Source organism: Ciceribacter sp. L1K23 (genome assembly GCF_018122705.1).
GTDB lineage: Bacteria > Pseudomonadota > Alphaproteobacteria > Rhizobiales > Rhizobiaceae > Allorhizobium.
On the sequence record NZ_JAGRRC010000001.1, the window covers coordinates 3,480,135 to 3,505,973 of the forward strand.

General features: G+C 62.9%; 31 protein-coding genes. 15 read left to right on the forward strand and 16 right to left on the reverse strand.

Annotated elements, in window-relative coordinates; genetic code table 11:
• Window positions 1-4: 4 nt before the first annotated feature.
• The 5 genes from J5J10_RS16855 to xseA all read right to left on the reverse strand — a co-directional run bounded on the left by J5J10_RS16855 (window position 5) and on the right by xseA (window position 3,481).
• The gene (locus J5J10_RS16855; protein ID WP_211930740.1) at window positions 5-340 is read right to left on the reverse strand and encodes a hypothetical protein; all 336 of its coding nucleotides are present in this window, start codon (window positions 338-340) and stop codon (window positions 5-7) included.
• Window positions 341-411: 71 nt separating this feature from the next.
• Window positions 412-636: a hypothetical protein gene (locus tag J5J10_RS16860; RefSeq protein ID WP_208548202.1), complete on the reverse strand. Its 225-nt coding sequence runs from the start codon at window positions 634-636 to the stop codon at window positions 412-414.
• Window positions 637-770: 134 nt separating this feature from the next.
• Entirely contained in the window at window positions 771-980 is a 210-nt protein-coding gene (locus tag J5J10_RS16865; RefSeq protein ID WP_025427963.1) for a cold-shock protein, read from the reverse strand.
• 291 nt (window positions 981-1,271) lie between these two features.
• Entirely contained in the window at window positions 1,272-1,871 is a 600-nt protein-coding gene (locus J5J10_RS16870; protein WP_211930741.1) for an NAD(P)H-dependent oxidoreductase, read from the reverse strand.
• Window positions 1,871-3,481 (reverse strand): exodeoxyribonuclease VII large subunit, encoded by a 1,611-nt coding sequence (gene xseA / locus J5J10_RS16875; RefSeq protein ID WP_211930742.1) that lies wholly within the window; start codon window positions 3,479-3,481, stop codon window positions 1,871-1,873. The genes J5J10_RS16870 and xseA overlap by 1 nt, the downstream gene beginning before the upstream one ends.
• 160 nt (window positions 3,482-3,641) lie before the next feature.
• Between xseA and J5J10_RS16880 the strand changes: the two genes are divergently transcribed.
• Both J5J10_RS16880 and J5J10_RS16885 read left to right on the forward strand, forming a co-directional pair.
• Window positions 3,642-3,905 carry a hypothetical protein gene (locus tag J5J10_RS16880; RefSeq protein WP_211930743.1) on the forward strand — a complete coding sequence of 88 codons (264 nt, stop codon included), beginning with the start codon at window positions 3,642-3,644 and terminating at the stop codon, window positions 3,903-3,905.
• Between the two features lie 86 nt (window positions 3,906-3,991).
• The gene (locus tag J5J10_RS16885) at window positions 3,992-4,222 is read left to right on the forward strand and encodes a hypothetical protein (protein WP_211930744.1); all 231 of its coding nucleotides are present in this window, start codon (window positions 3,992-3,994) and stop codon (window positions 4,220-4,222) included.
• 27 nt (window positions 4,223-4,249) lie between these two features.
• On the opposite strand, the gene J5J10_RS16890 is transcribed toward J5J10_RS16885, so the two are convergent.
• Window positions 4,250-6,079, reverse strand: coding sequence for a hypothetical protein (locus J5J10_RS16890; protein ID WP_211930745.1), 1,830 nt, complete (start codon window positions 6,077-6,079; stop codon window positions 4,250-4,252).
• Window positions 6,080-6,245: 166 nt separating this feature from the next.
• Here J5J10_RS16890 and J5J10_RS16895 point away from each other — a divergent pair, with 166 nt between their 5' ends.
• Entirely contained in the window at window positions 6,246-6,620 is a 375-nt protein-coding gene (locus J5J10_RS16895; RefSeq protein ID WP_211930746.1) for a GtrA family protein, read from the forward strand.
• 3 nt (window positions 6,621-6,623) lie between these two features.
• Here J5J10_RS16895 and J5J10_RS16900 read toward each other — a convergent pair whose 3' ends face one another.
• The gene (locus J5J10_RS16900; RefSeq protein ID WP_211930747.1) at window positions 6,624-7,610 is read right to left on the reverse strand and encodes a Gfo/Idh/MocA family oxidoreductase; all 987 of its coding nucleotides are present in this window, start codon (window positions 7,608-7,610) and stop codon (window positions 6,624-6,626) included.
• A 194-nt stretch (window positions 7,611-7,804) separates the two neighbouring features.
• Here J5J10_RS16900 and J5J10_RS16905 point away from each other — a divergent pair, with 194 nt between their 5' ends.
• The 4 genes from J5J10_RS16905 to J5J10_RS16920 all read left to right on the forward strand — a co-directional run bounded on the left by J5J10_RS16905 (window position 7,805) and on the right by J5J10_RS16920 (window position 10,855).
• Window positions 7,805-8,365: an isochorismatase family protein gene (locus J5J10_RS16905; RefSeq protein ID WP_211930748.1), complete on the forward strand. Its 561-nt coding sequence runs from the start codon at window positions 7,805-7,807 to the stop codon at window positions 8,363-8,365.
• Window positions 8,362-9,351 carry a helix-turn-helix domain-containing protein gene (locus J5J10_RS16910; RefSeq protein WP_211930749.1) on the forward strand — a complete coding sequence of 330 codons (990 nt, stop codon included), beginning with the start codon at window positions 8,362-8,364 and terminating at the stop codon, window positions 9,349-9,351. The genes J5J10_RS16905 and J5J10_RS16910 overlap by 4 nt, the downstream gene beginning before the upstream one ends.
• A 104-nt stretch (window positions 9,352-9,455) precedes the next feature.
• Complete coding sequence (locus J5J10_RS16915; RefSeq protein ID WP_211930750.1) at window positions 9,456-10,406, forward strand: aldo/keto reductase; 951 nt, start codon at window positions 9,456-9,458, stop codon at window positions 10,404-10,406.
• A 2-nt stretch (window positions 10,407-10,408) separates the two neighbouring features.
• On the forward strand, window positions 10,409-10,855 hold the full coding sequence (locus tag J5J10_RS16920) for a GNAT family N-acetyltransferase (RefSeq protein ID WP_211930751.1): 447 nt from the start codon (window positions 10,409-10,411) through the stop codon (window positions 10,853-10,855).
• Here J5J10_RS16920 and J5J10_RS16925 read toward each other — a convergent pair whose 3' ends face one another.
• A complete protein-coding gene (locus J5J10_RS16925; RefSeq protein ID WP_211930752.1) occupies window positions 10,856-11,749 on the reverse strand; it encodes a LysR family transcriptional regulator in 894 nt (297 codons plus the stop codon).
• A 138-nt stretch (window positions 11,750-11,887) separates the two neighbouring features.
• Between J5J10_RS16925 and J5J10_RS16930 the strand changes: the two genes are divergently transcribed.
• The 3 genes from J5J10_RS16930 (at window position 11,888) to J5J10_RS16940 (ending at window position 13,836) form a co-directional block, all read left to right on the forward strand.
• Complete coding sequence (locus J5J10_RS16930; RefSeq protein ID WP_211930753.1) at window positions 11,888-12,886, forward strand: aldo/keto reductase; 999 nt, start codon at window positions 11,888-11,890, stop codon at window positions 12,884-12,886.
• Window positions 12,887-12,982: 96 nt separating this feature from the next.
• Complete coding sequence (locus tag J5J10_RS16935; protein ID WP_211930754.1) at window positions 12,983-13,399, forward strand: MarR family transcriptional regulator; 417 nt, start codon at window positions 12,983-12,985, stop codon at window positions 13,397-13,399.
• 41 nt (window positions 13,400-13,440) lie between these two features.
• Window positions 13,441-13,836 carry a tautomerase family protein gene (locus J5J10_RS16940; RefSeq protein WP_211930755.1) on the forward strand — a complete coding sequence of 132 codons (396 nt, stop codon included), beginning with the start codon at window positions 13,441-13,443 and terminating at the stop codon, window positions 13,834-13,836.
• On the opposite strand, the gene pheT is transcribed toward J5J10_RS16940, so the two are convergent.
• The 6 genes from pheT to infC form a co-directional block, all read right to left on the reverse strand.
• The gene (gene pheT / locus J5J10_RS16945) at window positions 13,833-16,256 is read right to left on the reverse strand and encodes a phenylalanine--tRNA ligase subunit beta (protein WP_211930756.1); all 2,424 of its coding nucleotides are present in this window, start codon (window positions 16,254-16,256) and stop codon (window positions 13,833-13,835) included. The genes J5J10_RS16940 and pheT overlap by 4 nt on opposite strands.
• Window positions 16,253-16,528 (reverse strand): DUF2442 domain-containing protein, encoded by a 276-nt coding sequence (locus J5J10_RS16950; RefSeq protein WP_211930757.1) that lies wholly within the window; start codon window positions 16,526-16,528, stop codon window positions 16,253-16,255. The genes pheT and J5J10_RS16950 overlap by 4 nt, the downstream gene beginning before the upstream one ends.
• A gap of 92 nt (window positions 16,529-16,620) precedes the next feature.
• On the reverse strand, window positions 16,621-17,706 hold the full coding sequence (gene pheS / locus J5J10_RS16955; protein WP_211930758.1) for a phenylalanine--tRNA ligase subunit alpha: 1,086 nt from the start codon (window positions 17,704-17,706) through the stop codon (window positions 16,621-16,623).
• A gap of 127 nt (window positions 17,707-17,833) precedes the next feature.
• A complete protein-coding gene (gene rplT / locus J5J10_RS16960) occupies window positions 17,834-18,238 on the reverse strand; it encodes a 50S ribosomal protein L20 (protein WP_208548181.1) in 405 nt (134 codons plus the stop codon).
• A 39-nt stretch (window positions 18,239-18,277) separates the two neighbouring features.
• Window positions 18,278-18,481, reverse strand: a complete 204-nt coding sequence (rpmI, locus tag J5J10_RS16965) for a 50S ribosomal protein L35 (RefSeq protein ID WP_145296269.1) — start codon at window positions 18,479-18,481, stop codon at window positions 18,278-18,280.
• Between the two features lie 224 nt (window positions 18,482-18,705).
• Window positions 18,706-19,242 carry a translation initiation factor IF-3 gene (infC, locus tag J5J10_RS16970; protein WP_208553002.1) on the reverse strand — a complete coding sequence of 179 codons (537 nt, stop codon included), beginning with the start codon at window positions 19,240-19,242 and terminating at the stop codon, window positions 18,706-18,708.
• A 182-nt stretch (window positions 19,243-19,424) separates the two neighbouring features.
• On the opposite strand from infC, the gene J5J10_RS16975 reads away from it, so the two are divergent.
• Together J5J10_RS16975 and J5J10_RS16980 are read left to right on the forward strand one after the other, a co-directional pair.
• Window positions 19,425-20,222: an alpha/beta hydrolase gene (locus J5J10_RS16975; RefSeq protein WP_211930759.1), complete on the forward strand. Its 798-nt coding sequence runs from the start codon at window positions 19,425-19,427 to the stop codon at window positions 20,220-20,222.
• 171 nt (window positions 20,223-20,393) lie between these two features.
• A complete protein-coding gene (locus J5J10_RS16980; RefSeq protein WP_246745894.1) occupies window positions 20,394-20,948 on the forward strand; it encodes a transglutaminase-like cysteine peptidase in 555 nt (184 codons plus the stop codon).
• Window positions 20,949-21,023: 75 nt separating this feature from the next.
• Here J5J10_RS16980 and mbfA read toward each other — a convergent pair whose 3' ends face one another.
• The gene (gene mbfA, locus J5J10_RS16985; protein WP_211930760.1) at window positions 21,024-22,007 is read right to left on the reverse strand and encodes an iron exporter MbfA; all 984 of its coding nucleotides are present in this window, start codon (window positions 22,005-22,007) and stop codon (window positions 21,024-21,026) included.
• Window positions 22,008-22,175: 168 nt separating this feature from the next.
• Here mbfA and J5J10_RS16990 point away from each other — a divergent pair, with 168 nt between their 5' ends.
• Both J5J10_RS16990 and J5J10_RS16995 read left to right on the forward strand, forming a co-directional pair.
• Window positions 22,176-22,646, forward strand: a complete 471-nt coding sequence (locus tag J5J10_RS16990) for a truncated hemoglobin (RefSeq protein WP_211930761.1) — start codon at window positions 22,176-22,178, stop codon at window positions 22,644-22,646.
• Window positions 22,647-22,812: 166 nt separating this feature from the next.
• The gene (locus tag J5J10_RS16995; protein WP_211930762.1) at window positions 22,813-23,910 is read left to right on the forward strand and encodes a TRAP transporter substrate-binding protein; all 1,098 of its coding nucleotides are present in this window, start codon (window positions 22,813-22,815) and stop codon (window positions 23,908-23,910) included.
• Window positions 23,911-23,990: 80 nt separating this feature from the next.
• Here the strand turns inward: J5J10_RS16995 and J5J10_RS17000 are convergent, their stop codons facing one another.
• Entirely contained in the window at window positions 23,991-25,016 is a 1,026-nt protein-coding gene (locus tag J5J10_RS17000; protein ID WP_211930763.1) for a histone deacetylase family protein, read from the reverse strand.
• Between the two features lie 218 nt (window positions 25,017-25,234).
• Between J5J10_RS17000 and J5J10_RS17005 the strand changes: the two genes are divergently transcribed.
• Complete coding sequence (locus J5J10_RS17005) at window positions 25,235-25,837, forward strand: TetR/AcrR family transcriptional regulator (RefSeq protein ID WP_211930764.1); 603 nt, start codon at window positions 25,235-25,237, stop codon at window positions 25,835-25,837.
• Window positions 25,838-25,839 lie beyond the last annotated feature (2 nt).

Genomic DNA, 25,839 nt, shown 5'->3' on the forward strand with positions numbered 1-25,839 from the left:
TGTGTCAGCGGTAGTAGATGATCCGCCCGCCATTGGCGGCGGTCTGCACCCACAGAACATTATGGAGCGCGATGTTGCGTCTTTCGATCGCCGCTATCAACTCCGGATCCTGCGAGACGGCAGACTGCGCGGCGCGCATGTCCGCCGGGAACGGATAGCGTGCGAACGGGATGGAAGGCCGGTCATCCGCTCCTCCCGGTGTGATCTCCACCGCCATCACGCCGTCGTTGTAGTTTCGGCCGAATAGGATTGTGCTCAGTTGCATGTCGTCGGCGTGGGCGGCCGGGGCGGTGACGGCTGCGATCGCGGTAGCGGCGAGCAGGGCGGGGAAAATTCTCATGGCGACATCCTTCTGGTCTCTCCAGAGGAGATAGGAAGTCTGCCGGAAAATGGAATATGCGGCGATCGACGTCAGGGCTTGGTGGAGCGCTTGGCGATCAAAGCGGCGGTCGCACTATCCCGGTCCTGCCGTTCCTTGGCCAGACGCGCTTCGCGCAGACGCTGGGTCTTTTCTTCGCGTTGCGACGCAATGGTATCCTGCTCGTCGACGGCGCGTGTGCGGGCCAGAAATTGCGACTGCGCCTTGGCGAAGGCCACTTCCGCCGTCTGGCGTGATTTGTTCAGATTGTCGGTCATCTCTCTTCTCCTTCCGAAACCTAGAGAGTTCGGGGTAACAAAAAAGGCCAGGCGCGGGGCCTGACCTTCACGGGGATCATGCTTTCGACAGTGCCAGTACATCCGTGGTCAAAGGAAAGCGAATTCCGGATTTGTTAGGCGGCCTGCAGGTTGCAAGCAGACATCTTGCCCGACTTGTTGTCGCGCTCCATGTCGTAGGCGATCTTCTGGCCTTCGACAATTTCGCGCATTCCGGCGCGTTCGACAGCCGAGATGTGGACGAATGCGTCCGGGCCGCCGTTGTCAGGCTGAATGAAGCCGAAGCCCTTCGTGGAATTGAACCATTTTACTGTGCCAGTGGTCATGATGAACCCTTTCATAGCGCATAGAGTTGCCGTCAGCGCGGATGCGCTGCCGAAGTGATAACGATTTTTGAAAGGAAGGTTCGCTCAAAGCGCCGAAGCGCGGTAACCAAAGCTAGGCAGACAAATATCGACAAACACAATATGGGTGTTGCCCGTCCCAAAGTCAACCGAAAGTCTTGGTTAGAAAAATTCTCTCGTACCTGCCGTTGTTTTCATACGGAAAAACATGAAATTCCGGCGAATTATTTAGCTCCAGTTTCGAGAAATATTTTCGAAACGCCGTAAAAATCTTTAGAAGTATATGAAGCTACGCCGTAGTTTTTCCAGAAAACGCATACGTTTGGTGTCATCCGCACGGTCCATGTCATGCAGAGCGAACATGCGGAAATCGAGCCTTTTCGCGCAGAAGGCGGCAACGCCGCGCTTCAGGATGCGGCGGACCGGATCGCCCATGTAGAACCGAACGACCCACCAGGGCGAACCGGTGCTGGTGACGACCGCGAAGCTGCGGATATTGGTCATCAGCGGAACGATGCGACCACCCGCCTTGTCGTGATCGAAGGCGACGCCCGGCACGAAGACGCGATCGATGAAGCCCTTCATGATGGCCGGCAGGTTGAACCACCATTGCGGAAAGACGAGGACGAGCGCGTCGGCCGCCTTCAGTCGCGCGACCAGCGGCGCCACTTCCGAGGCGTCATAGTCGGGCGTCATGTAAGCGGCCCGCTCGGCAGCCGTCAGGCGCGGGTCGAAATCTTCGGCGTAGAGGTCGAGAAAATCGACAATGTGCCCGGCGGTTTCAAGCGCCTCTCGGACGGTCATTGCAGCGGAAGCGGCGAAACTGTCGGGCAGCGGGTGGGCGAGTACGACGAGGACACGCCTCTGGGCCATCAGAACAGGCTCCCCTGCCCGGCCGGGGGGTCGGGTTTGCGGACGGGCTTTGCCGTCGCAGCCGACTTCGCGGTGGTGGTAGGCCGGAGCGCTGGCGGCTCCTGTCCCTCGCCCGCGACGGCGGCGATGCGGCCATCGGCGAACTCGATCGCGAGCGCCTGACCCGTCGACAGAGCGGCGGCGCGCGAAACGGGCCGGTCATTTTCGTCGCGGATCACCGCGTAGCCGCGGGCAAGCACGTTCTTGTAGGAGAGCGACTGCAGAACCCGGTCCTGCGCAACAAGTGCCTGTCGGGCGCGGCGCAGATCGTTGACCACGGCGCTGTCGGCACGACGTCCCAGGCTTTCCAGTCGATCCCTGGAGCGCTCCGTCATCGCCTTCAGCCGTGCCGGTACGGCCGTCAGCGTCGCATCGAACCGGCCGAGCCGTGCCTTGTTGCGCTCGATCAACCGCTCGATGATCCGTTCAGCCAGCGATGCCCGGTCGTTGACCCGCTGTCGGCGCTCCATCAGCCGGCGCGCCAGCGTCTCCGGCGACAGGCGGGAGGCGGCCCGCTCGAAGCTTCGGCGCTTGTTCATGGTGTTGAGTTCGAGGCTCCTGCCGAGCCCGGCGGCGGCCTCGTCGAACCGTCGCCTCGGCAGCGCGAGCAACTGGTCGAGCGACGGCAGGGCGCGCACCAGGGCGCGGAGGTTCTGGCGGCGGAAATCCATCTGGCGGCTCATGGCGCCGGACAGGCGCGCACCGTAGCTTGCCACCTGCGCTTCCAGTTCGGCGCGGACCGGCACGGCCATTTCAGCCGCACCCGTCGGCGTCGGCGCCCGCACATCGGCTGCATAATCGATCAGCGTCCAGTCGGTCTCGTGGCCTACCGCCGAGATCAGCGGGATTTCGCTTGCCGCTGCGGCCCGCACGACCACCTCGTCGTTGAATCCCCAGAGGTCTTCGAGACTGCCGCCGCCGCGCGCGACGATCAGAACGTCGGGGCGGGGGATCGCCGCACCCGGCTGCATGGCATTGAAGCCGGCGATGGCGTTGGCAACCTCCTCGCCGCATCCCTCTCCCTGCACCTTGACCGGCCAGACGAGCACGTGGACCGGAAACCGGTCGGAGATGCGGTGCAGAATATCACGGATGACGGCGCCCGTCGGCGAGGTAACGACCCCGATTACCTTCGGCATGAAGGGCAGCAATTGCTTGCGGGCGGGATCGAACAGTCCCTCGGCGCCCAGACGGCGCTTCCGTTCCTCGATCAGCGCCATCAGCGCGCCGGCGCCTGCCGGCTCCATCTGCTCGATGACGATCTGGTACTTGGACGAACCGGGGAAGGTGGTGATGCGCCCGGTGGCGATCACCTCCATGCCTTCTTCCGGCCGGTACTTCAGCTTCGAGAAGGACCCCTTCCAGATGACGGCGTCGATGCGCGCCTTGTCATCCTTCAGCGAGAAATAAGCGTGACCGGAGGAATGCGGTCCGCGATAGCCGGATATCTCGCCGCGCACGCGCACGTGATCGAAGGCGGTCTCGATCGTCCGCTTGATCGAGCCGGAGAGTTCCGAAACGGAGAACTCGGTGAGATTGGTGGGCGAATCATCGCCGAACATGCTGGCCATGGTTTTTCCTAGCGCAAATCGGGCGGAAGATCAGCCGCGGACCGCGGGCGGAGTCTCCGAAATCACAGGCCTGCGATTTTTTTTCACGCAGCCCGCGTCCCCCCTTTCCCCGGCGGTGGGATCATCGACGCCTCACGGCCAGCAAAAAGGAGATGCCGCCATGACAGACCGCTTCGCAACCACCTCACCGTCGCTCTCGGGCCCCGCCTTCTCGGGCTTTCCCGTCGTACCCAGCGATACGGTGCCGCTGCCTGAAACCACCCGCGCGCTCTATGTGGGAACGGGAGGGGACGTATCGGTCCTGTTCGCCTCCGGCGCATCCGTCACACTGAAGGCGATCCCCGGCGGAACGGTGCTGCCGATACGCGCCAGCCGCGTCGCCGCCACGGGTACGACGGCGGCCGATATCGTCGGACTCGTCTAACGATAAGTTTACCTTTCGGCGCAACCGAACCTTAGGAGGATCACGCTATACCCTTTCCCATTGTAGTGCGTTTTGGGAGCAGGAAAGTGATCCTCCTTACGGCCATGGGTATCGGAATAGCGGCGGGGCTGATGCGGTCAGTCACCGTGATCGCGCTCGTCGCCGTGTTGATCTGCGTCGCCTTCGCGGTCGCCATGCTGACATCACCCGCCGCACCGCCGATGATGTCGCTGCTCTGGGCCATCGCCGGCTACAATCTCGGTCTGATCGACCTCGTGATCGGTCTGTTCGTCGTCGAACGTCTCCGCACAGCCTGACCTATTCCTGTCGGTCGGAAATCGCCGTCATTCGTCGGCCAGGTGGACCTCGTAGATCGTGAAGCCAGACGCATCTGCCGCCGGCAGCGGCTTCAGGTATGGCGGGACGTCACCTCGCCCGAGTGCCGCATAAAGCCCGTCGGGCTTCGTCTCCATCAGCAGTGTCGTCTGCGGATCGGACGGGCAGAAGGCGATTATCGTCGTCCGTGATCCGCGCAGAAAGGCCGGGGCCTCGTCGGGCTGGGAGAGACCGATATGCAGCTCGGTCAGCATGCCGCCCTCGTTGCGGTGGTAGGGTGCGGCCAGAACGCGGTGGTGGGTGAAGCGCAGGATCGAGGCACCGCTTTCGCTCGGCGCTGCCACCGTCGCTTCCGGTAGGGTCGCCAGTTGCCGCAGGGCCCGGGCTGACGTGCAATCCGTCGACGGGCCGGCCACCTGCGGCACGACGTTCCGCAGGCGGTTAATGAGACCGGCGGTGCCTTCCGTCGACATCACGCCGAAGAAGGCCCAGACATTGGGGACCGACAGCAGCACGGTGATCACGAAGGCGAAGCTCAGGCCGAGATTTTCAGGGTCGCGATTGGTCGCTCGGCGCAACTGCCCGATCAGCAGCGCCAGTGGCAGCACGGCCAGCAGATTGGCGAAGACGGCGCCACGCACCTGCACCAGCGCCACGGTCCAGGCGACCGCGATCAATGGCAGCAACACAGCATGCAGCCGCACGCGATCGCGCTCCACGATGCGGAAGACGCAGACGGCCATGGCGAAGACGCCGACGGCGTAGAATGCACCGAACAGACCTGGCTCCTGGCGCAGTTGATCCGCCGCCGATTGCGCCTCGACGACGCGTTCCAGCCAGAGGCGTTTCAGCATCGGATCGAGGTCCGCCAGCGGACTGCGGAGGCATTCGGGTGCGAGGACAAGCGCGGCCAGCAAGATAACGACGCCGGCGGCGGCAAGCAGGCCGAACCGACCCCTGATACCAAGCCGGGAGCCGAACATCACAGAGGCCAGAAGCAAGATGCCACCGATGGAGGCCAGTCCGTAATAGGCAATGGACAGGCTGTCGCAGGCGACGACCGCGTAGAGGTGCGGCGGCGTGGTGGCGAAAAAAAGCGCCGTTATTGAAAGAATAAGCGATATCGCAAACGCCTTGGCAGCGGCGGCGTAGACCTTGCCGAGCACGGCCCAGGAAACCGCGACGATCAAGCAGGCGGTCACGAGGATCGGGGTCGTTTCCGCGCCTACGGCAATGGCTGTCGCGGTCAGCACACCGGCAAGGATCATGCTCGAGGGGCGGTGATGCTCGTCGACAAGCATTGCGGCGAGCGCTGCGACCAGCACGAGCTGGACATTGTGGTGATCGATCGCGCCGGGCAGGAAGCGGTTGCCGGTCGCGACCAGCAGCGCCGTCAGGCCCATGGCGACATGCATCACCTGCGGGCCACCCATGCGCCTGCCGGCAAGCCCCATCGCCGCCATCAGTGGCACGACGAGAAAGAGCGGCCAGACGGTAAGTGCCAGCATCTCGGCCCGCGGCTGATCAAAGAACAGCCCGAAGAGCAGGATCAACGCTGCGATCGGGAGGTCGACGAGACGCGACCAGTGCATCAGCGTGCCGCCTTCGAGGCCGAGCCGGTATTGCATCAGGTCGAACCAGCGCTGTCCGTCGAGAAAATCACGGACCTGGACGAGCCGCATGACGTCGTCGTTGTCGGGACCGACATAATCGTGGTCTATAGGGATGTTGAGGAGCGCCATCGCGGCGATCAGGCCACCCGAATAGAGCGCCACGGAAAGGCCGTAACGCTGCCACCACACCGGACCGGAACGTGCGGTTTCAGCGGCTTGTCCCATGCCTCGGCCCCATATCGTCTAACGCGCTCGACGCGGGCGGAGCGACCGCCAGCGTCTTCGGCCGGAAACCTAGCCTTAACCTTATCAAGAAATAGTAAAACGGTATCGCCGACTGCGCGTGCTACCGCGGTGCAGGCGAACAAACGGGTCCGGGACGGGAACATCCATGGCGAAATTGCTGCGCTTCGGTATCGTCGGTTCCGTCGGCTTCCTCGTCGACGCCGGCATCCTCGCGCTTTTGCTGGGCTTCACGCCGCTCGGACCGTTCGTCTCCCGCGCCATTGCCATCGCCGTGGCGATGATGGCGACCTGGTATCTCAACCGTCGTTTCACGTTCGGCGCCTCGCGGCATTCCATCGTGCGGGAAGGTTTCCGATACGGCTCGGTGGGCTTGACGTCGGCGCTGGTCAACTACCTGGTCTATTCGGCGCTGCTCATCTCGTTTCCGACGCTTCAGCCGCTGGCGGCGCTGGTCGTCTCCTCCATCGCCGCCATGGCGTTCAGCTTCTTCGGCTATTCGCGCTTCGTCTTCCGTCGCTGACGCTCAGACGATTTCCCAGCCGTCCTTTTCGCTCGCCCGGTAGATCGCGTCGATGAAACGCTGGTTGGCAAGCGAATTTTCCAGCGTCACCACCTCCGCCTTCTCGCCTGCGGCGGCGCGCGCGAAGGCTTCCGCCTCGCGACGATACTGGCGGCTGTCCTGGAAGCGGAATATCTGGGAATGGCCATGCGAGCGGTTGGAGAGCTCGATTTCCTCCGCGCCCCAGCGGTCGGCGTTGAACGGCGACTTCACCTCGATATAGCCCTCGGTACCGTGGAACACCATGGACTGGCGATTGGCCATCTGGGTGGAGATGTAGAAGCTCAGCTCGAAGTCGCCGAAATCGGCTTTCACGCTCGAATAGATGTCGGTGCCGAACTCCGGATCGCGTTCGGTGACGGCCTGGACGCGGACCGGTTCGCGTCCCGTGGAAAAACGAGTCGTCATGGTCGGGTAGACACCGATGTCAGGCAGACCGCCGCCGCCCAGCGCCGGGATGTTGCGCATATTGCCGGGATCGCGGTTGAAATAGGTGAAGACGCCCTGGACATGGCGCAACTGCCCGATCGCGCCTTCCGCCAGCAGTTCGCGCACCTTCATCCAGACCGGCGTGTAGGTCACCATATAGGCTTCCGACACCAGAACCTTGTTGCGGTCCCGTGCCTCGATGACCGCCGGGATCTGATCGGCCTTCAGCGCAATCGGCTTTTCGCAGAGAACATGCTTGCCGGCGTCGGCGGCCTTGATCGTCCATTCGACGTGCTGGGAGGTTGGCAGCGGGATATAGACGGCGTCGATCAGGTCGGAGGCCAGCATCTCCTCGTAGGAGCCGAAGGCGTGCGGGACGGAAAAACGGTCGGCCATCTCGCGCGCCCTCTTCGCATCGCGGCTCGCCACCGCGGTCACGACGCAGTTCTCGGCGTCCTGGATCGCCGGCACCACCAATTCGCGGCCGATCTTCGCCGTCGACAGAATTCCGAAACGCAGCATGGTCCTCTCCCTTAAATCGATTCAAAGGCCGCAATCTAGCCAGCCTGCATGACAGGAGCAATGGCGGGACAGGATAAGCATCGGGTCTCGCGCAAGTGATGTCCGAAAATGTCCGCCACTTGTCCGGAAGTGGCATTTTTCCATTTCAGAACGGCGATATTCTGGTGCAGACTTTGGAAATGAGGAGAAAAGAAATGTCCGCCATCAAGACCACGCTTATCGTCGTCGATGCTCAGGAATCGTTTCGCCATGCTCCCTACTGGGACGCCAACGAACTGCCGGACTACTTCCGGCATCAGCAGGCCCTGATCGACGGCGCGAAGGCCGCCGGCATCCCTGTGGTGCAGATCTTCCACACCGACAGTGACGAGGAGTTCCGGGTGGAGAGCGGATTGGTCCGCACGCTCAACGAACTGAAGATCGAGCCCGACGTCACGTTCCTGAAAACGCGTCACTCGGCCTTCGTCGGTACGCCGCTGCACATCTGGCTGACAGAACACGGCATCAACCGCCTGATCGTCTCCGGCATCCGCACCGAACAATGCTGCGAAACCACGGCACGGCATGCCGCCGACAGCGGCTACGCGGTCGATTTCGTCACGGACGCGACGCTGACCTTTCCGATGACGCACGCGTCCGGCGAAGTGTTCTCGGCAAAGGACATCAAGACGCGCACAGAACTGGTGCTTGCTGACCGTTTTGCCCGCATAGCAACCGTCAACGAAGCTCTTGCAGCCGCGATCGAGGCTGCATGACGGAGCTTCGACCCCGGTCTCGCATCGTTCCGACCTACGTCGTCCTGCCGCCGCACACGCTGCTGCTCGACGTCGCCGGGCCGATCGAGGTACTGGCCGACGCCAATACCGAACAGGACGATGTCGTGTTCGACTGCCACTTTGTGTCATCAGCGGATATGCAGCCCACATCGATCGGCCTATCCGTCGCGCGCCTGGAGCCGCTACCACAATCACTGCCGGACGACGCTTATGTGATCGTTTCCGGCAGCCTGATCGGGAAAAGCGACGAGCCTGATGTCAAGCGACAGCGGGCGGAAATCTCGACCTGGCTTGAAAGGGTCGTGACGCCGGAGGTGACGCTCGTGACAATATGCTCGGGCGCCCTGCTCGCCGGCGCCGCCGGACTGCTCGACGGGCGCGAGTGCACGACCCATGCGGATTGTCTCGACGCTCTCAAAGCGGTCGCGCCGCTCGCCCGCGTCGTCGAGAATCGTCTTTATGTCGAGGATGGCAAGCGCCTGTCGAGCGCGGGCGTGTCGACCGGCATCGATCTGGCGCTGCATCTCGTCTCAAGGCTTACCTCTCCCGCCGTGGCGATCCGGGTGGCACGCAACATGGTGCTCTACATGCGGCGTAGCGGCGGCGATCCGCAGCTCTCCCCCTGGCTTGCCGGACGCAACCATATCCATCCGGCCATTCACCGGGTGCAGGACGCGATCATGGCCGATCCGGCCTCGGACTGGGACCTGTCCCGCCTCGCCGCACTCGCCTGCGTCAGCGAACGTCATCTGTCGCGTCTTTTCCGCGAGCACGCCCGGATGTCGGTCGTCGACTACGTCAACCTGATGCGTGTGACGCTCGCCCGCGACCTGATCAGCCAATCGCGGCTCGATATGGAAAGCGTGGCCCAGCGCGCCGGCTTTGCTTCCACCCGGCACCTTCGCCGCGTCTGGCGGCTGCACAACGCTCTGCCGCCCAGCCGCTACAGAATTGCCGGCGAATGAGCCTGCCCCAGCCGCGAAGCGATCAAACAAATTGAATGGTGGATCATTCCCCCCGTTGTTAGGTTCTCCCGACACCACCCGAACGAAGAAGACGGAGACTTCCCATGAAGATGCGCCCCCTTGGCCGGACCGGCCTTACAATCGCTCCCGTCGTGTTCGGCGGCAACGTGTTCGGCTGGACCGCGGACGAGAAGACCTCCTTCGATCTGCTCGATGCCTTCTTCGACGCCGGCTACAACACAATCGACACAGCGGACGTTTATTCCGCCTGGGTCGACGGCCATGAGGGCGGCGAAAGCGAGACAATCATCGGCAAGTGGCTGAAGCGCGGGCATGTGGCGCGCGACAAGGTCGTCATCGTCACCAAGGTCGGCTTCGACAACCGCGAGCGGAAGACCGGGCTCAGCGCCAAGTGGATCGCGGAAGCCGCCGAGGCCTCGCTGAAGCGCCTTGGCACCGATTACATCGACCTCTACCTCGCCCACAAGCCGGACCCCGACGTCGCGATCGAGGAAACGCTTGAGGCATTCGACAGGCTGAAGACCCAGGGCAAGGTGCGGTCGATCGGCTGTTCCAACTATGACGCCGGAGAGCTGCAGGCCGCACTCGACGCCGCGAAGGCGAAGGGCCTGCCGCGTTTCGATGTGCTGCAGCCGGAATACAATCTCTATACCCGCGACCGCTTCGAAGGTCCGATCGCCGATCTCTGCATCCGTGAGGAGATCGGCGTGATCAGCTACTACGCGCTTGCCGCCGGCTTCCTGACGGGGAAATACCGCAAGGCGGAGGATACAGAAGGGGTGGCCCGAAGCTACCGCGTCGGCGACTATCTCGACGAAAAAGGCCACCGTATTCTTGGCGCCCTTGATCAGGTCGCAGCCGAGACCGGCGCGAGCCTCGCCACCGTCGCGATCGCCTGGGTCGCCGCCCGGCCCGGCATCACCGCCCCCATCGCCTCGGCGACCAGCCTTCGGCAGCTCGAAAGCCTGATCGCCGCCGGCAGGCTTGAGCTCAGCGAGGCGCAGATGCGACGGCTGAACGAAGCCGGAGCCTGACGATGGCGCTGACGATCCGGGATGCAACGCCCACCGACGAGCAGGCATGGCGACGGCTCTGGAACGACTATCTGGCCTTCTACAAGGTCGATCTCCCCGACGACGTGACCGACCACACCTGGGCGCGGATACTCGATCCGACATCCCGCGTCGCCATGCGGGTCGCGGAGGTCAACGGGGAACTCGCCGGCTTCGCGATCCATCATTTCCACGACTCGACCTGGGTGAAGACGCCGGACTGTTACCTGGAGGACCTCTACCTCGACGAACGCTTTCGCGGCCAAGGCATCGGGCGCTCCCTGATCGACGATCTTATCCTCTTGGCGAAGGCGAAAGGCTGGTCGCGGCTCTATTGGCACACGAACCGCGATAACGAGACGGCACGGAAACTCTACGACACCTACGCACAGGAAGACGGGCACATCCGCTACCGGATCAGGCTGACGTGATCACGCGCTTCCCGAGCGGAAGAAATCGATGAAGGCGCGCAGTGCCGGACGCATCTGCCGGCGCGAGGCGTAGTAGATGTAGAAACCGTCGAAGGGCTGGCACCAGTCCGACAACACCTCGACGAGTCGGCCGGCCTTCAGGTCCTCCTCAACCTTCCTCTCGAAGATGAAAGCAAGGCCGGCGCCTTCCAAAGCGGCGGCGCGGATGAGGCTCTGGTCCGAGAGGATCAGTGGACCCGATACGTCGATGGCGATCTCCTTGCCGTCCTTCTCCAGTTCCCATCGGTAGATACGCCCGCTGGAAAACCGCCTGCGGATGCAGCGATGATGCATGAGATCATTGGGATGACGCGGAACCGGATGTTTCTCGAAGTAACCGGGCGAGCCGACGATGACGCCGCGCCAAGGGCCGCTGGCGCGTACGGCGATCATGTCGGCATGGAGGTTTTCGCCGAGCCTCAGACCCGCGTCGAAACCCTGCTCGACGATGTCCTCGAACCGATCGACCAGGACAAGCTCCAGCTCGATATCCGGATAGGCTTCCAGAAAGGCGCCGACTCGCGGGACGATCAGATCCTCCGCGGCAAGCCTCGGCATGGTGATGCGCAGCGGACCCGCCGGACGGCCGCCACGTTCGGCGATCGCCGAGAGACCCGCCTCGATCTCCGCCAGCGCTGGCGACAGCCGTTCGAGCAGGCGTTCCCCCTCTTCCGTCGGCCTCACGCTCCTTGTGTTTCGCGCCAGCAGCCGGACGCCGAGATGCTCCTCCAGGGCCGCCACGGCATGGCTTGCCGCGGAAGGTGCAACACCCAGCTCTTCCGCCGCGCGCCGGAAATTGCGGTGGCGTGCGACGACGGCGAGAACGGCAAGTTGGGCGAGTTGGGTTCGGTTCATTGTTCCAAATGATAGATCAACCTGTTCCTTCTTGCAGCAATTTTCAGAAGAGTGGAGCTGGCCTATCTTGCGCATCGAACAGTGTCTCACCGCTGCCGCACGACGCGGCCCTCAACTCCAGCGCAAGGAGCAACCCCGATGAAAACCCGCACACTCGGCTCCCTCTCCGTCTCCTCTCTCGGCCTCGGTTGCATGGGCATGAGCCACGGCTACAGCCCGACCGGAGACGACGTGTCCTCCACCGCGACGCTGCACCGGGCCGTTGAGCTCGGCGTCACGCTGTTCGACACGGCAGAGGTCTATGGCCCTTACACGAACGAGATTCTCGTCGGTAAGGCGCTGAAACCCTTCCGCGACCAAGTACAGATCGCCACAAAGTTCGGCTTCCGTATCGATCCCACGAAGCCCGCGGCGGGCATGATGGTCGGCACGGACAGCCGGCCGGAAAACGTCCGCGCCGTCGCCGAGGCTTCCCTGAAGCGGCTCGATACCGAGGTGATCGACCTCTATTACCAGCACCGCGTCGATCCGGCCGTGCCGATCGAGGAGACGGTAGGCGCGATGGCCGAGCTCGTCAGCCAGGGCAAGGTCAAGGCGTTGGGCCTCTCCGAAGCGAGCGCGGAGACCATTCGTCGTGCCCACTCGGTCCACCCGATCTCCGCCGTTCAGAGCGAGTACTCACTTTGGACGCGTGATCCGGAGGAGAATGGCGTGCTGGAAACCTGCCGGGAGCTCGGCATCGGCTTCGTGCCGTTCAGCCCGCTCGGTCGTGGCGTGCTGACGGGCGGACTCAAAAAGCTCGAAACCCTCGCCGCCGACGATTTCCGTCGGAGCCTGCCGCGGTTCCAGGCGGACAATTTCGACGCCAATCTGGCGCTGATCACGCTGCTGGAAGAGATGGCGGCCAAGAAGGGCGTGACGCCGGGGCAGCTGGCGCTGGCCTGGGTTCTGGCGCAGGGCGATTTCATCGTGCCGATCCCCGGGACGACGAAGATCGCCAACCTCCAAAGCAATGTCGCGGCCGCCGACATCGTGCTGACACCGGATGAGATCAGTCAACTCGGCGACCTGCTGTCGCCGTCGAAGGTGGCCGGTGGGCGCTATCCCGAAGCGATGGCCAAGATGGCAGGAAGATAAGCCCTTCCTTCACCCCAAAAGCGACGTGGGACGCAATTGCGTCCCGCGCTCCAAGTTTTTAATTGCATATGCAATTATATCTGCTAGGGTTGAGCCATGTTCGATCATTGCCTCTACTTCAACACCGTTTCCCTTGCCCGCCAGCTGGAGCGCGCCTGGACGGAGGCGTTCAAGCCTTTCGACCTGACGCCATCCCAGGCGTTCACGCTCCGCGCCGTGCTGCGCAAGCCGGGAATGCTACTGAGCGAGCTGGCCGAGACAATGAAGATCGCCCGGGCCACAGCGACGCGGGCGGTGGACGGTCTTGAGGCGCGCGGCCTGCTGCAGCGGAGACCTAGCGATCGCGACAGGCGTGAAAGCGAGGTCCACCCGACGGGGGCGGCGCTCGACCTGCGCGATGATCTGGAAGCCGCAAGCGCGGCCATGACCACAAGGTTCAAGGGCGAACTCGGCGCCGAACGGTTCAGGACGTTCGTCGACGAGCTCAAGTCCATCGGGACCAGCTTGCCCTGATGTCGATCCAAATAGTTGCATAGCTAACCACGGAGAGTGCCATGCCCATCCTCAACGTCAAGATCAGCGGCGTCCGTTCCGACGCCGTCACGGCATCCGTCTCCCGGATGCTACAGGACCACACCCAACGGATCCTGCACAAGGACCCGGCGCTGACAGCGATTGCCATCGACTACATCGATCCGCGCGACTGGTTCGTCGGCGGCAAGAGCCTTGCCGAACAGAAGCAATCCAGCGTCTATCTGAACATCAAGATTACCGACGAGACGAACACCAAGGACGAGAAAGCGGCCTATATCCGCGCCGTGTTCGACGGATTTTCAGCGCTCCTCGGAACGCTGCACGAGGAGAGCTACATCCACGTCGAGGATGTCCGCGCCGCAGCTTATGGCTACGGCGGGAAAACCCAGGAGCGGCGGTATCACGAGGGACGTTAGGCGCGCAGCACGCCGCCGGTCGTCTTCTCGACATTGCCGACGATCTTCTTCGTCAGCGCATCGAAATCCTCGTCGGTCAGCGTCTTGTCGACCGGCTGGATCAGCACCTCGATCGCCACCGACTTGCGGCCCTCGCCGACGGAAGCGCCTTCGAAGATGTCGAAGACGTTGACGCCCGATATCAGCTTGCGGTCGGCACCGCTCGCAGCCCTGACGATCGCGCCCGCCTCGACGGCCTTGTCGACGACGAAGGCGAAGTCGCGGCGGACCAGCTGGAACGGCGAAAGTTCGAGCGCCGGCTTGGTGCGGGTCGCCTTCCTCTTCGGCTCAGGCATGGCGTCGATGAAGACCTCGAAGCCGCAGAGCGCGCCGGATACGTCGAGCGCGCCCAGCGTCTTCGGATGGAATTCGCCGAAATAGCCGAGAATCACCTTGGGGCCGGCCTTGATGGTGCCGGAGCGGCCCGGATGATACCAGGCCGGGGCGCCCGCCTCGATCTGGACATTGCTCATCGGCAGGCCGCAGGCTTCCAGCACCGCCAGCGCATCCGCCTTGGCGTCGTAAACGTCGACCGGCTTGCCGCCACCCTTGGCGGCATTCAACCAGAGCCGGCCGCTGCCGGCCAGCGAGGCCGTGCCGCGCCTGACACCACCGGCAACACGGCGCTGGCCTTCCGGCGTGTCGCTCTCGTAGGTTCCGGACACCTCGAAGATTGCCACGTCGCCGAAGCCGCGGTCGGCGTTGCGCTGGGCCGCCGTCAGCAGGCCCGGCAGCAGCGACGGCCGCATGTCGGACATGTCGGCCGCAATCGGATTGGCGAGCTTCAGCGCGTGGCTGCCGCCGCCGAAGAGCTTGGCATGGTCTTCCGAGATGAACGACCAGGTGACGGCCTCCAGCATGCCGCGGGCCGCAAGCGCCCGCTTGGCCGCCCGGCTGCGGATCTGCAGCGTGGTCAGAATCTTGCCGTTAACCGAACCTGTCGGCGCAAGCGGCTCCGGCTTGATTTGGTCGACGCCATGGATGCGCATGACTTCCTCGACGAGATCAGCCTTTCCGTCCACGTCCGGACGCCAGGAGGGAACGGCGACCTTCACCGTCTCGCCCGAGCCCGAAACCTCGAAGCCGAGACCGGTCAGAATCTGCTTCGCGTCTTCGTTCGACACCGTGAGACCCGTGAGCCGCTTCACTTCCGAATAGGGGAAGTCGACCACCTTCTTCGTGTGCCCCTTGTAGCCGGTGACCTTTTTCTCCGCCGCCGTGCCGCCGCACATTTCGAGCACCAGCTCGGTCGTGCGTTCCAGACCCGGAACCATGTATTCCGGATCGACGCCGCGTTCGAAGCGATAGCGTGCGTCGGTGATGATGCCGTGGGCGCGGCCGGTCTTGGCGATATTGATCGGGTCCCAGAGGGCCGATTCGATCAGCACATTGACCGTGTTCTCGTCGCAGCCGGAATGCTCGCCGCCCATGATGCCGCCGATCGATTCCACACCGTTGTCGTCGGCGATGACGACATTGGCGGGGTTCAGCTTGTAGGTACGGGTATCGAGTGCCAGGACTTCCTCGCCTTCCTGGGCGCGACGCACGACCAGCGTGCCCTTGACCTTGTCGGCGTCGAAGACGTGCATCGGCCGGCCCTGGTCGAAGGTCATGTAGTTGGTGACGTCGACCAGTGCCGAGATCGGGCGCAGGCCGATCGCCAGCAGGCGCTGCTGCATCCATTTCGGGCTCGGCCCGTTCTTGACGCCGCGCACAAGACGGTAAGCGAAGCCAGGGCAGAGGCGCTCGTCGTCGAGCACGATCTTGACGTCGTAGGGCGTCTCGCCCTCGACCTTGAATGAGGGTGCCTTCGGTGTTTTCAGCTTGCCGAGACCGGACGCTGCCAGATCGCGGGCGATGCCGTAGATCGACGTGCAGTCCGGACGGTTCGGCGTCAGGTTGATCTCAATGACAGGGTCGTCGAGGCCGGCATAAGACGCGAAGGACGTGCCGACCGGCGCATCCTCGGGCAGGTCGATGATGCCGTCGTGATTGTCGGAAATGTTGAGCTCCTTTTCGGAGCACATCATGCCGTGGCTTTCGACGCCGCGGATCTTGCCGACGGAGAGCGTCACATCGATACCGGGAACATAGACGCCCGGCCGGGCGAGCGCGCCGACGAGCCCCGCCCGCGCATTCGGCGCGCCGCAGACGATCTGCACCGGCTTGCCGTCACCGGCATCGACCATCAGCACCTTCAGCCGGTCGGCTTCCGGATGCTTCTCGGCGGAGAGAACCTTGGCGATGACGAAGGGCTTGTAAGCCGCCTTGTCATCGACATCCTCGACTTCGAGGCCAATCGCCGTCAGCCGCTCGCAGATCTGTTCAAGCGTGGCGTCGGTATCGAGGTGATCCTTCAGCCAGGAGAGTGTGAATTTCATTGTCTCGTTCCCATCTGCATATTGCCCGAGGCGTCCGACGCCTGCCTACCGAGGAGCATGCTGACCACCGTCACATCGAGATCGATATCGGGCCAGTGAATGCTGTCAGGCATGAATTCCACATTGTTCCGCTCCGCCGGCAGCGCCTCCTTGAGGGGCGGGTACCACCAGACCGGAACGCTCACGATCCGACCGTCCGTCAATTCCACATGCAGCAGGTCGTCGTCGCAGAGAAGGTCGACCGGTCGCATAGTGTCGAGATGTTCAATCACGTTGCATTGCCTTATTCACCCGGATAGGCGGGGCTATCCACCTTTCCGTTACTCCGCCCCGGATTGGCCGGCACGGTCACTATCCTTGGCGATCAGCCGCTCAAGCCACCAAAAAGGGTCGGCACGTCGAGCGGGCGAAAACCGTAGTGGCTCATCCAGCGCACATCGGCGTTGAAGAAGTCGCGCAGGTCCGGCATGCCGTATTTCAGCATGGCGATGCGGTCGAGGCCCATTCCCCAGGCAAAGCCCTGGTACTCGTCCGGATCGAGACCGCCGGAGCGCAGCACATTCGGGTGGACCATGCCGCAGCCCAAAATTTCCATCCAGTCGGTGCCTTCGCCGAACTTGACGATCGGGCCGGACGAGCGGTCGCACTGGATGTCGACCTCGAAGCTCGGCTCCGTGAACGGGAAGAAGGACGGGCGGAAGCGCATAGTGACGCTGTCGACCTCGAAGAAGGACTTGCAGAACTCTTCCAGCACCCAGCGCATATGGCCGACATTGGCGGTCTTGTCGACGACGAGGCCCTCGACCTGGTGGAACATCGGAGAATGCGTGGCGTCGCTGTCCTGGCGATAGGTCTTGCCGGGAATGACGATGCGGATCGGCGGCTTCTGCAATTCCATCGTGCGGACCTGGACCGGCGAGGTGTGCGTGCGCAGCACCTTGCGCTCGCCGTTTTCGTCCGGCTGGAGGAAGAAGGTGTCGTGCATCTCGCGGGCCGGATGACCCTCGGGGAAGTTCAAGGCCGTGAAGTTGTAATAGTCGGTCTCGATATCGGGACCTTCGGCGATCGAGAAGCCCATGTCGGCGAAGATCGCGGTGATCTCGTCGACGATCTGGCTGATCGGGTGGATGCGGCCGCGCTCGGCCGGCGATGACCGCACCGGCAGCGATACGTCGAGGGTCTCGGCCTTCAGGCGGGCATCGATCGCCGCATCGCGCAATTCCGTCTTGCGGGCGGCAAGCTGCTCCGTGACCTCGTTCCGCAGCGCGTTGATGGCGGCGCCGCGCGTCTGGCGCTCTTCGGGGCTCATCGTGCCGAGTGTCTTCAGGAGTTCGGACACCGAACCCTTCTTGCCCATGGCGGCCACACGCACCGCCTCAATCGCCGCCTCGTCGGCGGCGGCGGCGATCTGCGCCAGAAGCTCAGTCTTCAGAGTGTCGAGATCGGACATGTTTCCGTTTCCTGCCCCGTTGTCGCGCCACCCTTTCCACGGTGGCATGAAGATCACATGAAAAAACCCGCGCCAGCCCTGCCAGCGCGGGTTTCCCAATACTTGAATTCAGTCTGGGAAGCGCTGGTTACTTGACCGCGCTTTCAAACTCGTTGGCCGTGCCGGCATCCTTGAGGTACTCGAGCGCCTTCTTGGAGGCGTCGACCAGCGCCTTGAAGGCAGCCGGCTCGTGGATGGCCATGTCGGACAGAACCTTGCGGTCGACTTCGATACCAGCCTTGTTCAGGCCGTCGATGAAGCGGCCGTAGGTCAGGCCGAATTCGCGGACAGCCGCGTTGATACGCTGGATCCAGAGAGCGCGGAAGTTGCGCTTGTTAACCTTGCGGTCGCGGTAAGCGAACTGCTTCGAACGATCGACTGCAGCCTTTGCGGCGCGGATCGTGTTCTTGCGGCGGCCGTAGAAGCCCTTGGCCTGCTTCAGAACCTTCTTGTGCTTGGCGTGTGCGGTGACGCCACGTTTTACGCGTGCCATGTCATGATCTCCTTAAATGGTCCGTTCAGCGAAAGGGTCTTAGAGACCGTTCGGCAGGTAGTTCTTGATGACCTTCTTGCCGTCCGGTTCAGCCAGAACCATCGTGCCGCGGGCATCGCGAATGAACTTGTTGGACCGCTTGATCATGCCGTGGCGCTTGCCGGCGGCAGCAGCGACGACCTTGCCGGTCGCCGTGACCTTGAACCGCTTCTTGGCAGCGGACTTCGTCTTCATCTTGGGCATTTTGCTTACTCCATTGTTCTTTGTATAGAGCCGGCTGACGAGGCTGGCTCAAGCATAAGAACGGCCACGGCATGCCCTGCCGGACCGTTCGGACGGGCGCTTATAACCGCAAGGCGGCAAAAGCGCAACGGGTCTTGCCGCGGATTCGCATCAGGCTGTCCGCGAAAGACAAAACGCACCGGCCATCTGCCCGGTGCGTCCATCAGGTACAGCTTTCCGAAGAATTACCTCGGCGCCAGCACCATCATCATCTGGCGACCTTCAAGCTTCGGCTCGGCCTCGACCTTGGCGATCGTGGCGGTGTCTTCCTTGACCTGGAGCAGGAGCTTCATGCCGAGTTCCTGGTGGGCCATTTCGCGGCCGCGGAACTTCAGGGTCACCTTGACCTTGTCGCCTTCCTCGAAGAAACGGTTCATCGCCTTCATCTTCACCTCATAGTCATGGGTGTCGATGTTCGGGCGCATCTTGATTTCTTTGACTTCGACGATCTTCTGCTTCTTGCGCGCTTCGGCCGCCTTCTTCTGGTTGGCGTATTTCAGCTTGCCGAGATCGAGGATCTTACACACCGGCGGATCGTTGTTCGGCGAAATTTCCACCAGGTCGAGCCCGGCATCCTCAGCCATCTTCAGCGCCTCGTCGGTCGCGATGACGCCGAGGTTTTCACCTTCTTCATTGATGAGCTGTACGCGGGGAACTCGTATTTCTCGGTTGGAGCGCGGCCCATCCTTGACGGGGGCGTCGGCTTTGAACGGTCTGCGAATGGTCGTATTCTCCTAGACTATTTCCGTTTGCAGCGAGGTTTACGCGGCCGGGCTGCTTTTGTTCCGGAGATGCGCCTCGACCACGCCGGTGTCAATAGCACGTTCGTTGAGAAAAATCACCTCCTGTGCCGTTTAAGGCGAATCTGTTCTATAGACCCGCAAAACAACCGGGAATCCGCATCATGACCGACCAGACCGAAAACATCGCGACCATCCTGACCGTCGGCGATGGGCCGAACGCTCGCGAGATCGCAATGCTCGTCCGCGAGGCGGAACGCGAAGGACCGACCCTGGTCTGGCTCGGCGGCTATCGCTCCGACATGACCGGGACAAAGGCAATTGAAATGGATGCGCTTGCCGGTCGACTCGGACTCAAGTCCGTGCGCTTCGACTATTCCGGCCATGGCGCATCCGGCGGCGCGTTCCGCGATGGCACCATCTCCCGCTGGCTGGAGGAGGCGCTCGCCGTGATCGACCATGCTGGCGGCTCGGAGGTCGTCCTCGTCGGCTCGTCGATGGGCGGCTGGGTGGCACTCAGGCTGGTGCAGGAGATCGCCCGGAGGGGGCAAGGTCCGAAGATCGCCGGTATGGTCCTCATCGCTCCGGCACCGGATTTCACCGCCGAACTTATCGAACCCAATCTCAGCGAGACCGAGCGGCGCTCGCTGGAGGAACGGGGTTACTTCGAGGAACCCTCGGAATACAGCCCCGAGCCCAACATCTTCACCCGCGCCCTGATCGAGGACGGCCGCCGCAATCTCGTGCTGGCCGGCATCCTCCAGACGCGGTGCCCGGTTCATATCCTCCAGGGTATGAAGGATCCGGACGTTCCCTACAGCCACGCGCTGCGCCTGGTGGAGCATCTGCCCGCCGACGACGTTGTGCTGACACTGATCCGCGACGGAGACCACAGGCTGTCGCGACCGCAAGACATCGAGCGGATGGTCGCCGCCATCACGGCGGTCGCGAACCCGGCCTGATCCGTTGCATTTTAACCATAGTGGACGATAGGTTCTGACTCGCCATTCCTTGTAGATTGACGATGCGCCGCCCCTTTATTAACGTTTTGTTAAGAATATTGGGGACGGCCTATGAAGACTGGTTCGCGGGTGCTTGCCGCACTGTTGGTGAGCGTTGGCGTATGCGCGCCTATGAATGCGGCGTGGACCGCGCCGAAGACGCATTTGTCGATGGTCACCGGCAAGGTTACCTCGCAACCGATCGGACATTATGAGTTCTGTCGCGCCAATTGGTCGGAATGTTCGATCCGAACTCGCGCTACCGCTCCCCGACAGGTCACCGCCCATGGCTGGGAGATCGTCCGCAACGTCAACATCTCGGTAAATCATAGTATTAAGCCGTTCACGGACGCCGAAATCTATGGTCGCGAGGAACTCTGGACCTATCCTGTCGATGTCGGCGACTGCGAGGACTTTGTGCTTTTGAAGCGCAAGACACTGATCGAGGCCGGCTTTCCGGTCTCCGACCTGCTGATCACGGTCGTGCGCAAACCGGACGGCGAAGGCCACGCGGTCCTCACCCTTCGCACCGCGCAGGGCGATTATGTGCTCGACAACCTCTCCGATGAGGTCAAGTCGTGGCTCGACACGCCCTATACGTTCCTCAAGCGCCAGGCGAGCTTCGATACCGGCCGCTGGGTGACCATCGAGGACGGCCGCGACGTTCTCGTCGGCGCGACCCAGTAAAGTACGGCCTTCAGGGTTTTCCTTCACCAGCGCCGCTGCCGACCCGAAACGGCCGCGCGGTTCGCGTTTCGGCCTTCAACCCTGCCCGATAAGCACGCCGGCGGCGAGCACCAGCGAGCCGCCGAGCACCACTTGCATGGTTGCGCGCCAGAAGGGCGTCTCCATGTAGCGGTTCTGGATGAAGGCGATGGCCCAGAGTTCGACGAAGACGACGACGGCCGCCGTGATCGTCGCGGTCCAGAAATGCGGAATCAGGTACGGCAGCGCGTGACCTAGGCCGCCGATCGCCGTCATGATGCCAGATGCAAGACCACGCTTCACTGGCGAGCCGCGCCCCGACAGCTTGCCGTCGTCGTGCGCCGCTTCCGTGAACCCCATCGAGATTCCGGCGCCAACCGAGGCGGAGAGACCGACGAGAAAGGTCTGCCAGGTGTCACCGGTGGCGAAGGCCGCGGCAAAGATCGGCGCCAGAGTGGAGACCGAGCCGTCCATCAACCCGGCCAGACCCGGCTGCACATAGGTCAGGATGAACTGTCGCCGGGAGGTCTCGTCCTCTTCGGCCCGGACGTCCTCCGGCGCATGCCGTTCGCCCAGCATGCGTGCCGTCTCCTCATGCCCCTCCTCGGCCAGAGCCAAGTCTCCGAGCAGCTTTCGCGTCTCGGCATCGCTCGTGCGCTTGGCCGCTTCCCGATAGAAGCGGGCGGCGCCCTCCTCCATGAGTTCGGCCTCCGACCGGATCTGGTCCAGCGACTGGTTCCGCCGCAGCCAGTCCGGCTTGCGGTCGTAGAATCCCCGTACATGCTCCCGGCGGATCAGCGGAATACGATCGCCAAAGCGACGGCGGTGCATGTCGATCAGCATGTTGCGATGGGTGTGTTCGACCTCGGCCATATCCTCAAACACCTTGGCGGAACCGGGATAGGCGTCCCGCAACTGATCGGCATAGGCAAGATAAATGCGGGCATCGTCCTCCTCGGAGGAGATCGCCAGTCCAAGTATTTCCTGCTCGGACAGGCTGTCGAAGGGGCGCTTGGATCCGCTGAACAAACGACGCAGCATGAGAGAATTCCTTTTTAGAATAATTCTAAATCTATGCCGCAACGCTCCGTGAATCAAGGTGTCATTGTCAGGGCCGAGCGAAGAGTGCTGCGACGAAGGGCCTCGCTCTGAGAATTTGACGAACGGCAACGGAAGGCCGACATAGAGCCCAGGAATAGAGAGGATCACATGACGGACGAACTGGTTGGGCGTGCCGCGCATCGGGCGGAGATCACGGAACGAGCAGCGGCCGACATGGCGCGTCTCGGCGTCGATGCCGCCTTCATCGACCGTCTGGTGGAGACCTTCTATGGCCGCATCCGGGCACACGAAATGCTCGGCCCCGTCTTCGAGGCGAGGCTTTCCGGACGCTGGCCCGAACACATGACGAAGATGAAGGCCTTCTGGAGTTCTGTGGCCTTCAAGACCGGCGCCTATGGCGGCAAGCCGGTCCAGGCGCATCTGGGCGTCGAGGGCATGTATCCCGAGCTGTTCCAGCAATGGCTGGCGCTCTTCAGGCAGACGCTGGAGGACCTGACTGACAATCCGCAGGCGCATGCCTGGTTCATGGCGACGGCCGAGCGCATCGCCCGCAGCCTGGTGATGGCGCTGTTCTACAATCCGGCCCTCGACGATCCCGCACGTCACCCCAACTCCTGACGGTCCGACAGCATTTCTCACATCTGCCGCGCATCCGGCGCAATTTCAGACAACAAAAATGCGACGTTTACGACATTTCCTGACCGCGCGGGTTGAATCGCCCACGCAGCGAGGCTATGCCCCGCGCCGGGGGAGAAAACGATGAGACACAGCAAGGCAGACTAAGATGAAACGCCGTCAATTCTTCAAGCAGGCCGGCGTCGCCGGCATGGGCGCCGCGGCGCTCGCCGCCCCCGCCATCGCCCAGGAAAATCCCAAGATCACCTGGCGCCTCGCCTCCTCCTTCCCCAAGAGCCTCGACATCATCTTCGACGCCGCGACCGATATCGCCGAGAGCGTCTCGAAGGCGACCGACGGACAGTTCGAGATTCAGGTCTACGCCGCCGGCGAAATCGTCCCGCCGCTGCAGGTGGCCGACGCCGTTTCGGCCGACACGATCGAGATGGGCCACACCTGCTGCTACTATTATATCGGCAAGGATCAGGCCTTCGCGCTCGGCACCGCCATCCCCTTCGGCCTCAATGCCCGCATGACCAATTCCTGGCTCACGGCCGGCGGCGGCAACGAGATGATCAACGAGTTCCTCTCAAGCTATAAGCTCTACGCCCTGCCGGCCGGCAATACCGGTGCGCAGATGGGCGGCTGGTACCGCAAGGAAATCAAGACGATCGACGACCTGAAGGGTCTGAAGATGCGCATTGCCGGTCTTGCCGGCGAGATCATGGCCAAGGTCGGCGTCACGCCGCAGCAGATCGCCGGTTCGGACGTCTATCCGGCGCTCGAAAAGGGCACGATCGACGCCACCGAATTCGTCGGTCCCTATGACGACCTGAAGCTCGGCTTCTACAAGGTCGCGCCGTTCTACTACTACCCGGCCTGGTGGGAAGGTGGCCCGACCGTGCATGCCTTCTTCAACCTCGACAAGTTCAACGGCCTGCCGGACACCTACAAGCGCATCCTGACAGACGCGTGTGCTGCCGCAAACGCCCGCATGCTCGCCCGCTACGACGCCTCGAACGCTCAGGCGCTGCGCGAACTCGTCGCCGGCGGCGCACAGCTTCGCGCCTTCTCCTCCGACATCCTCGACACCTGCCACAAGGCCGCCAAGGAAACCTACGCGGAGATCTCGGCAAAGAACGAGTGGTTCAAGAAGCTCTACGACAGCCAGCAGGCCTTCAAGGAGAACGCCTATCTCTGGGCGCAGATCGCCGAATACAGCTTCGACACCTACCAGATGATCCAGCAGCGCCAGGGCACGCTCTGAGTTTCATTCGCTGGAAATCGAGGGAGGCCCGGGCATGACCCGGGCCTTCTGTCGTTAACGGTTAGCCTAACCACGGGCCTTCAGCCCTCAAGCCCCTTCAGCACGTTCGCGACGTTGAGCCCGATTTCCGGCACGCCGTAACCGCCTTCCATAACGGTCAGCACCGGCACGCCCGATTTTGCGACAATTTCGCCCATGCGGATATAGTCCGGGCTCTTCAGCTTGAAGAAGCTGATCGGGTCCTGCTCGAAGGTATCGACGCCGAGCGACAGCACGATCGCCTCGGCGCCGAAGGCCTTGATGCGGGCGAGCGAATCGTCGAGCGCCTTCGCCCAGGTTTCCCAAGGCGTGCCCGCCGGCATCGGGTAGTTGGCGTTCAGGCCCTCGCCCTCGCCTTCGCCGGTCTCGTCGGCATAGCCGAGGAAATAGGGGAAGGCATCGGCGGGGTCGCCATGCAGCGAGGCGAAGAAGATGTCGCCGCGGCGGTAGGTGATGTCCTGCGTGCCGTTGCCGTGGTGGAAGTCGACGTCGAGGATCGCGACCTTCTTGGCCCCGTGATCCAGAAGCCGCTGCGCCGCGACGGCGGCATTGTTGATGAAGCAGTAGCCGCCGAAGAGATCGATGCCGGCATGGTGACCCGGCGGACGGCAGAGCGAGAAGGCGAAGCGATTGCCGGCATTCAGCCAGTCGGCGCCCGACAGCGCCACGTCCATCGACGAGATCGCCGCCTCGTAGGTGCCGGCGGAAATCGAGGTTTCGACCGAGTTGGCGTAGTAACCGACGGCGCCGTCGATATTGCGCGGCGCCTTTTCGCGGCTGCGGCGATAGGCATAGGCCGTCGGGATCGCCTCGCCCGGATAACCGGCGGCACTCCAGCGGTCCCAGCAGGTGCTCAGGAAGTCGAGGAAGTCCTCGGTATGAACCTTCTTCGCCGTCTCCAGCCCGTGCTCCTGCGGCGCGTGCACGTCGGTGAAGCCGGCTTCCTTCACCGACGTGAGAATCCATTCGGCCCGAAACGGTCCCTCAAACGGCTTTACCAGAATGCCGCCATGCAGCTCAGTCTTGGCGTCCCGCAGCTTGTGCTTTTCCGAATAGAAGACCCGCATCTCGTTCCCTTTTTCTCCGGCCGGTCGTCTTGTCATCGACAGTGCCATTGTCGCTTGCGTCGAGCCTAACGCCTGCCTTGGCGGGCTTGCAATATGCGTCGCAGAAAATTCGGTCGCACGACCAAAAAACACGCTGCCGCGGATAGTCCTTGACGTTTCGCATGTCGAGGACTATTTGGAAACGATCATTTCCAAATTAGCCGACCGAAAGATCAGCAATGTCCACCGCCAGCCGCGCCGCCGGCCGTCCCCGCGAATTCGAGATCGACGATGCGCTCGATGCGGCGATCGTCGTGTTCACCGAGCGCGGCTATCACGGCACCTCGATTGCCGACCTCAAGGAGGCGATGGGGCTCACCGCCGGCAGCATCTACAAGGCGTTCAAGGACAAGAAGACGATCTTCCTCGCCGCCTTCGACCGCTACAAGCAGGTCCGCGCCGGACTGCTAGAGGATGCGCTGGCGGATGCCGTTACCGGCCGCGACAAAGTGCATCGCATGCTATCCTTCTACGCGAATGCCGCCTGCGGGGAAACCGGGCGGCGCGGCTGCCTCGCCATCGGCGCGGCGGTCGAGCTGGCGCTGTTCGACGCCGATGTCGACCAGCGCGTCACGCGCTCCCACAAGCTTACCCTCTCGCAGATCGAGGACTTCATCCGCGACGGGCAGGCGGACGGGTCGGTGCCTCTCCACGTCGACCCGCCATCGGCGGCGCTCGCGCTGTTTTCCGTCCTCCAGGGCATCCGCATCGCCGGCAAGTCGGGTCAGGACCCCGGTGTTGCCCGCGCCAGCGCCGTCGCCGCCCTCAAAATACTCGACTGATC

Coding starts and splice junctions, on each gene's coding strand:
- J5J10_RS16855 (WP_211930740.1), bottom strand. CDS start 340: ATGAGAATTTTCCCCGCCCTGCTCGCCGCTACCGCGATCGCAGCCGTC.
- J5J10_RS16860 (WP_208548202.1), bottom strand. CDS start 636: ATGACCGACAATCTGAACAAATCACGCCAGACGGCGGAAGTGGCCTTC.
- J5J10_RS16865 (WP_025427963.1), bottom strand. CDS start 980: ATGACCACTGGCACAGTAAAATGGTTCAATTCCACGAAGGGCTTCGGC.
- J5J10_RS16870 (WP_211930741.1), bottom strand. CDS start 1,871: ATGGCCCAGAGGCGTGTCCTCGTCGTACTCGCCCACCCGCTGCCCGAC.
- xseA (WP_211930742.1), bottom strand. CDS start 3,481: ATGGCCAGCATGTTCGGCGATGATTCGCCCACCAATCTCACCGAGTTC.
- J5J10_RS16880 (WP_211930743.1), top strand. CDS start 3,642: ATGACAGACCGCTTCGCAACCACCTCACCGTCGCTCTCGGGCCCCGCC.
- J5J10_RS16890 (WP_211930745.1), bottom strand. CDS start 6,079: ATGGGACAAGCCGCTGAAACCGCACGTTCCGGTCCGGTGTGGTGGCAG.
- J5J10_RS16895 (WP_211930746.1), top strand. CDS start 6,246: ATGGCGAAATTGCTGCGCTTCGGTATCGTCGGTTCCGTCGGCTTCCTC.
- J5J10_RS16900 (WP_211930747.1), bottom strand. CDS start 7,610: ATGCTGCGTTTCGGAATTCTGTCGACGGCGAAGATCGGCCGCGAATTG.
- J5J10_RS16905 (WP_211930748.1), top strand. CDS start 7,805: ATGTCCGCCATCAAGACCACGCTTATCGTCGTCGATGCTCAGGAATCG.
- J5J10_RS16910 (WP_211930749.1), top strand. CDS start 8,362: ATGACGGAGCTTCGACCCCGGTCTCGCATCGTTCCGACCTACGTCGTC.
- J5J10_RS16915 (WP_211930750.1), top strand. CDS start 9,456: ATGAAGATGCGCCCCCTTGGCCGGACCGGCCTTACAATCGCTCCCGTC.
- J5J10_RS16920 (WP_211930751.1), top strand. CDS start 10,409: ATGGCGCTGACGATCCGGGATGCAACGCCCACCGACGAGCAGGCATGG.
- J5J10_RS16925 (WP_211930752.1), bottom strand. CDS start 11,749: ATGAACCGAACCCAACTCGCCCAACTTGCCGTTCTCGCCGTCGTCGCA.
- J5J10_RS16930 (WP_211930753.1), top strand. CDS start 11,888: ATGAAAACCCGCACACTCGGCTCCCTCTCCGTCTCCTCTCTCGGCCTC.
- J5J10_RS16935 (WP_211930754.1), top strand. CDS start 12,983: ATGTTCGATCATTGCCTCTACTTCAACACCGTTTCCCTTGCCCGCCAG.
- J5J10_RS16940 (WP_211930755.1), top strand. CDS start 13,441: ATGCCCATCCTCAACGTCAAGATCAGCGGCGTCCGTTCCGACGCCGTC.
- pheT (WP_211930756.1), bottom strand. CDS start 16,256: ATGAAATTCACACTCTCCTGGCTGAAGGATCACCTCGATACCGACGCC.
- pheS (WP_211930758.1), bottom strand. CDS start 17,706: ATGTCCGATCTCGACACTCTGAAGACTGAGCTTCTGGCGCAGATCGCC.
- rplT (WP_208548181.1), bottom strand. CDS start 18,238: ATGGCACGCGTAAAACGTGGCGTCACCGCACACGCCAAGCACAAGAAG.
- rpmI (WP_145296269.1), bottom strand. CDS start 18,481: ATGCCCAAGATGAAGACGAAGTCCGCTGCCAAGAAGCGGTTCAAGGTC.
- J5J10_RS16975 (WP_211930759.1), top strand. CDS start 19,425: ATGACCGACCAGACCGAAAACATCGCGACCATCCTGACCGTCGGCGAT.
- J5J10_RS16980 (WP_246745894.1), top strand. CDS start 20,394: ATGAATGCGGCGTGGACCGCGCCGAAGACGCATTTGTCGATGGTCACC.
- mbfA (WP_211930760.1), bottom strand. CDS start 22,007: ATGCTGCGTCGTTTGTTCAGCGGATCCAAGCGCCCCTTCGACAGCCTG.
- J5J10_RS16990 (WP_211930761.1), top strand. CDS start 22,176: ATGACGGACGAACTGGTTGGGCGTGCCGCGCATCGGGCGGAGATCACG.
- J5J10_RS16995 (WP_211930762.1), top strand. CDS start 22,813: ATGAAACGCCGTCAATTCTTCAAGCAGGCCGGCGTCGCCGGCATGGGC.
- J5J10_RS17000 (WP_211930763.1), bottom strand. CDS start 25,016: ATGCGGGTCTTCTATTCGGAAAAGCACAAGCTGCGGGACGCCAAGACT.
- J5J10_RS17005 (WP_211930764.1), top strand. CDS start 25,235: ATGTCCACCGCCAGCCGCGCCGCCGGCCGTCCCCGCGAATTCGAGATC.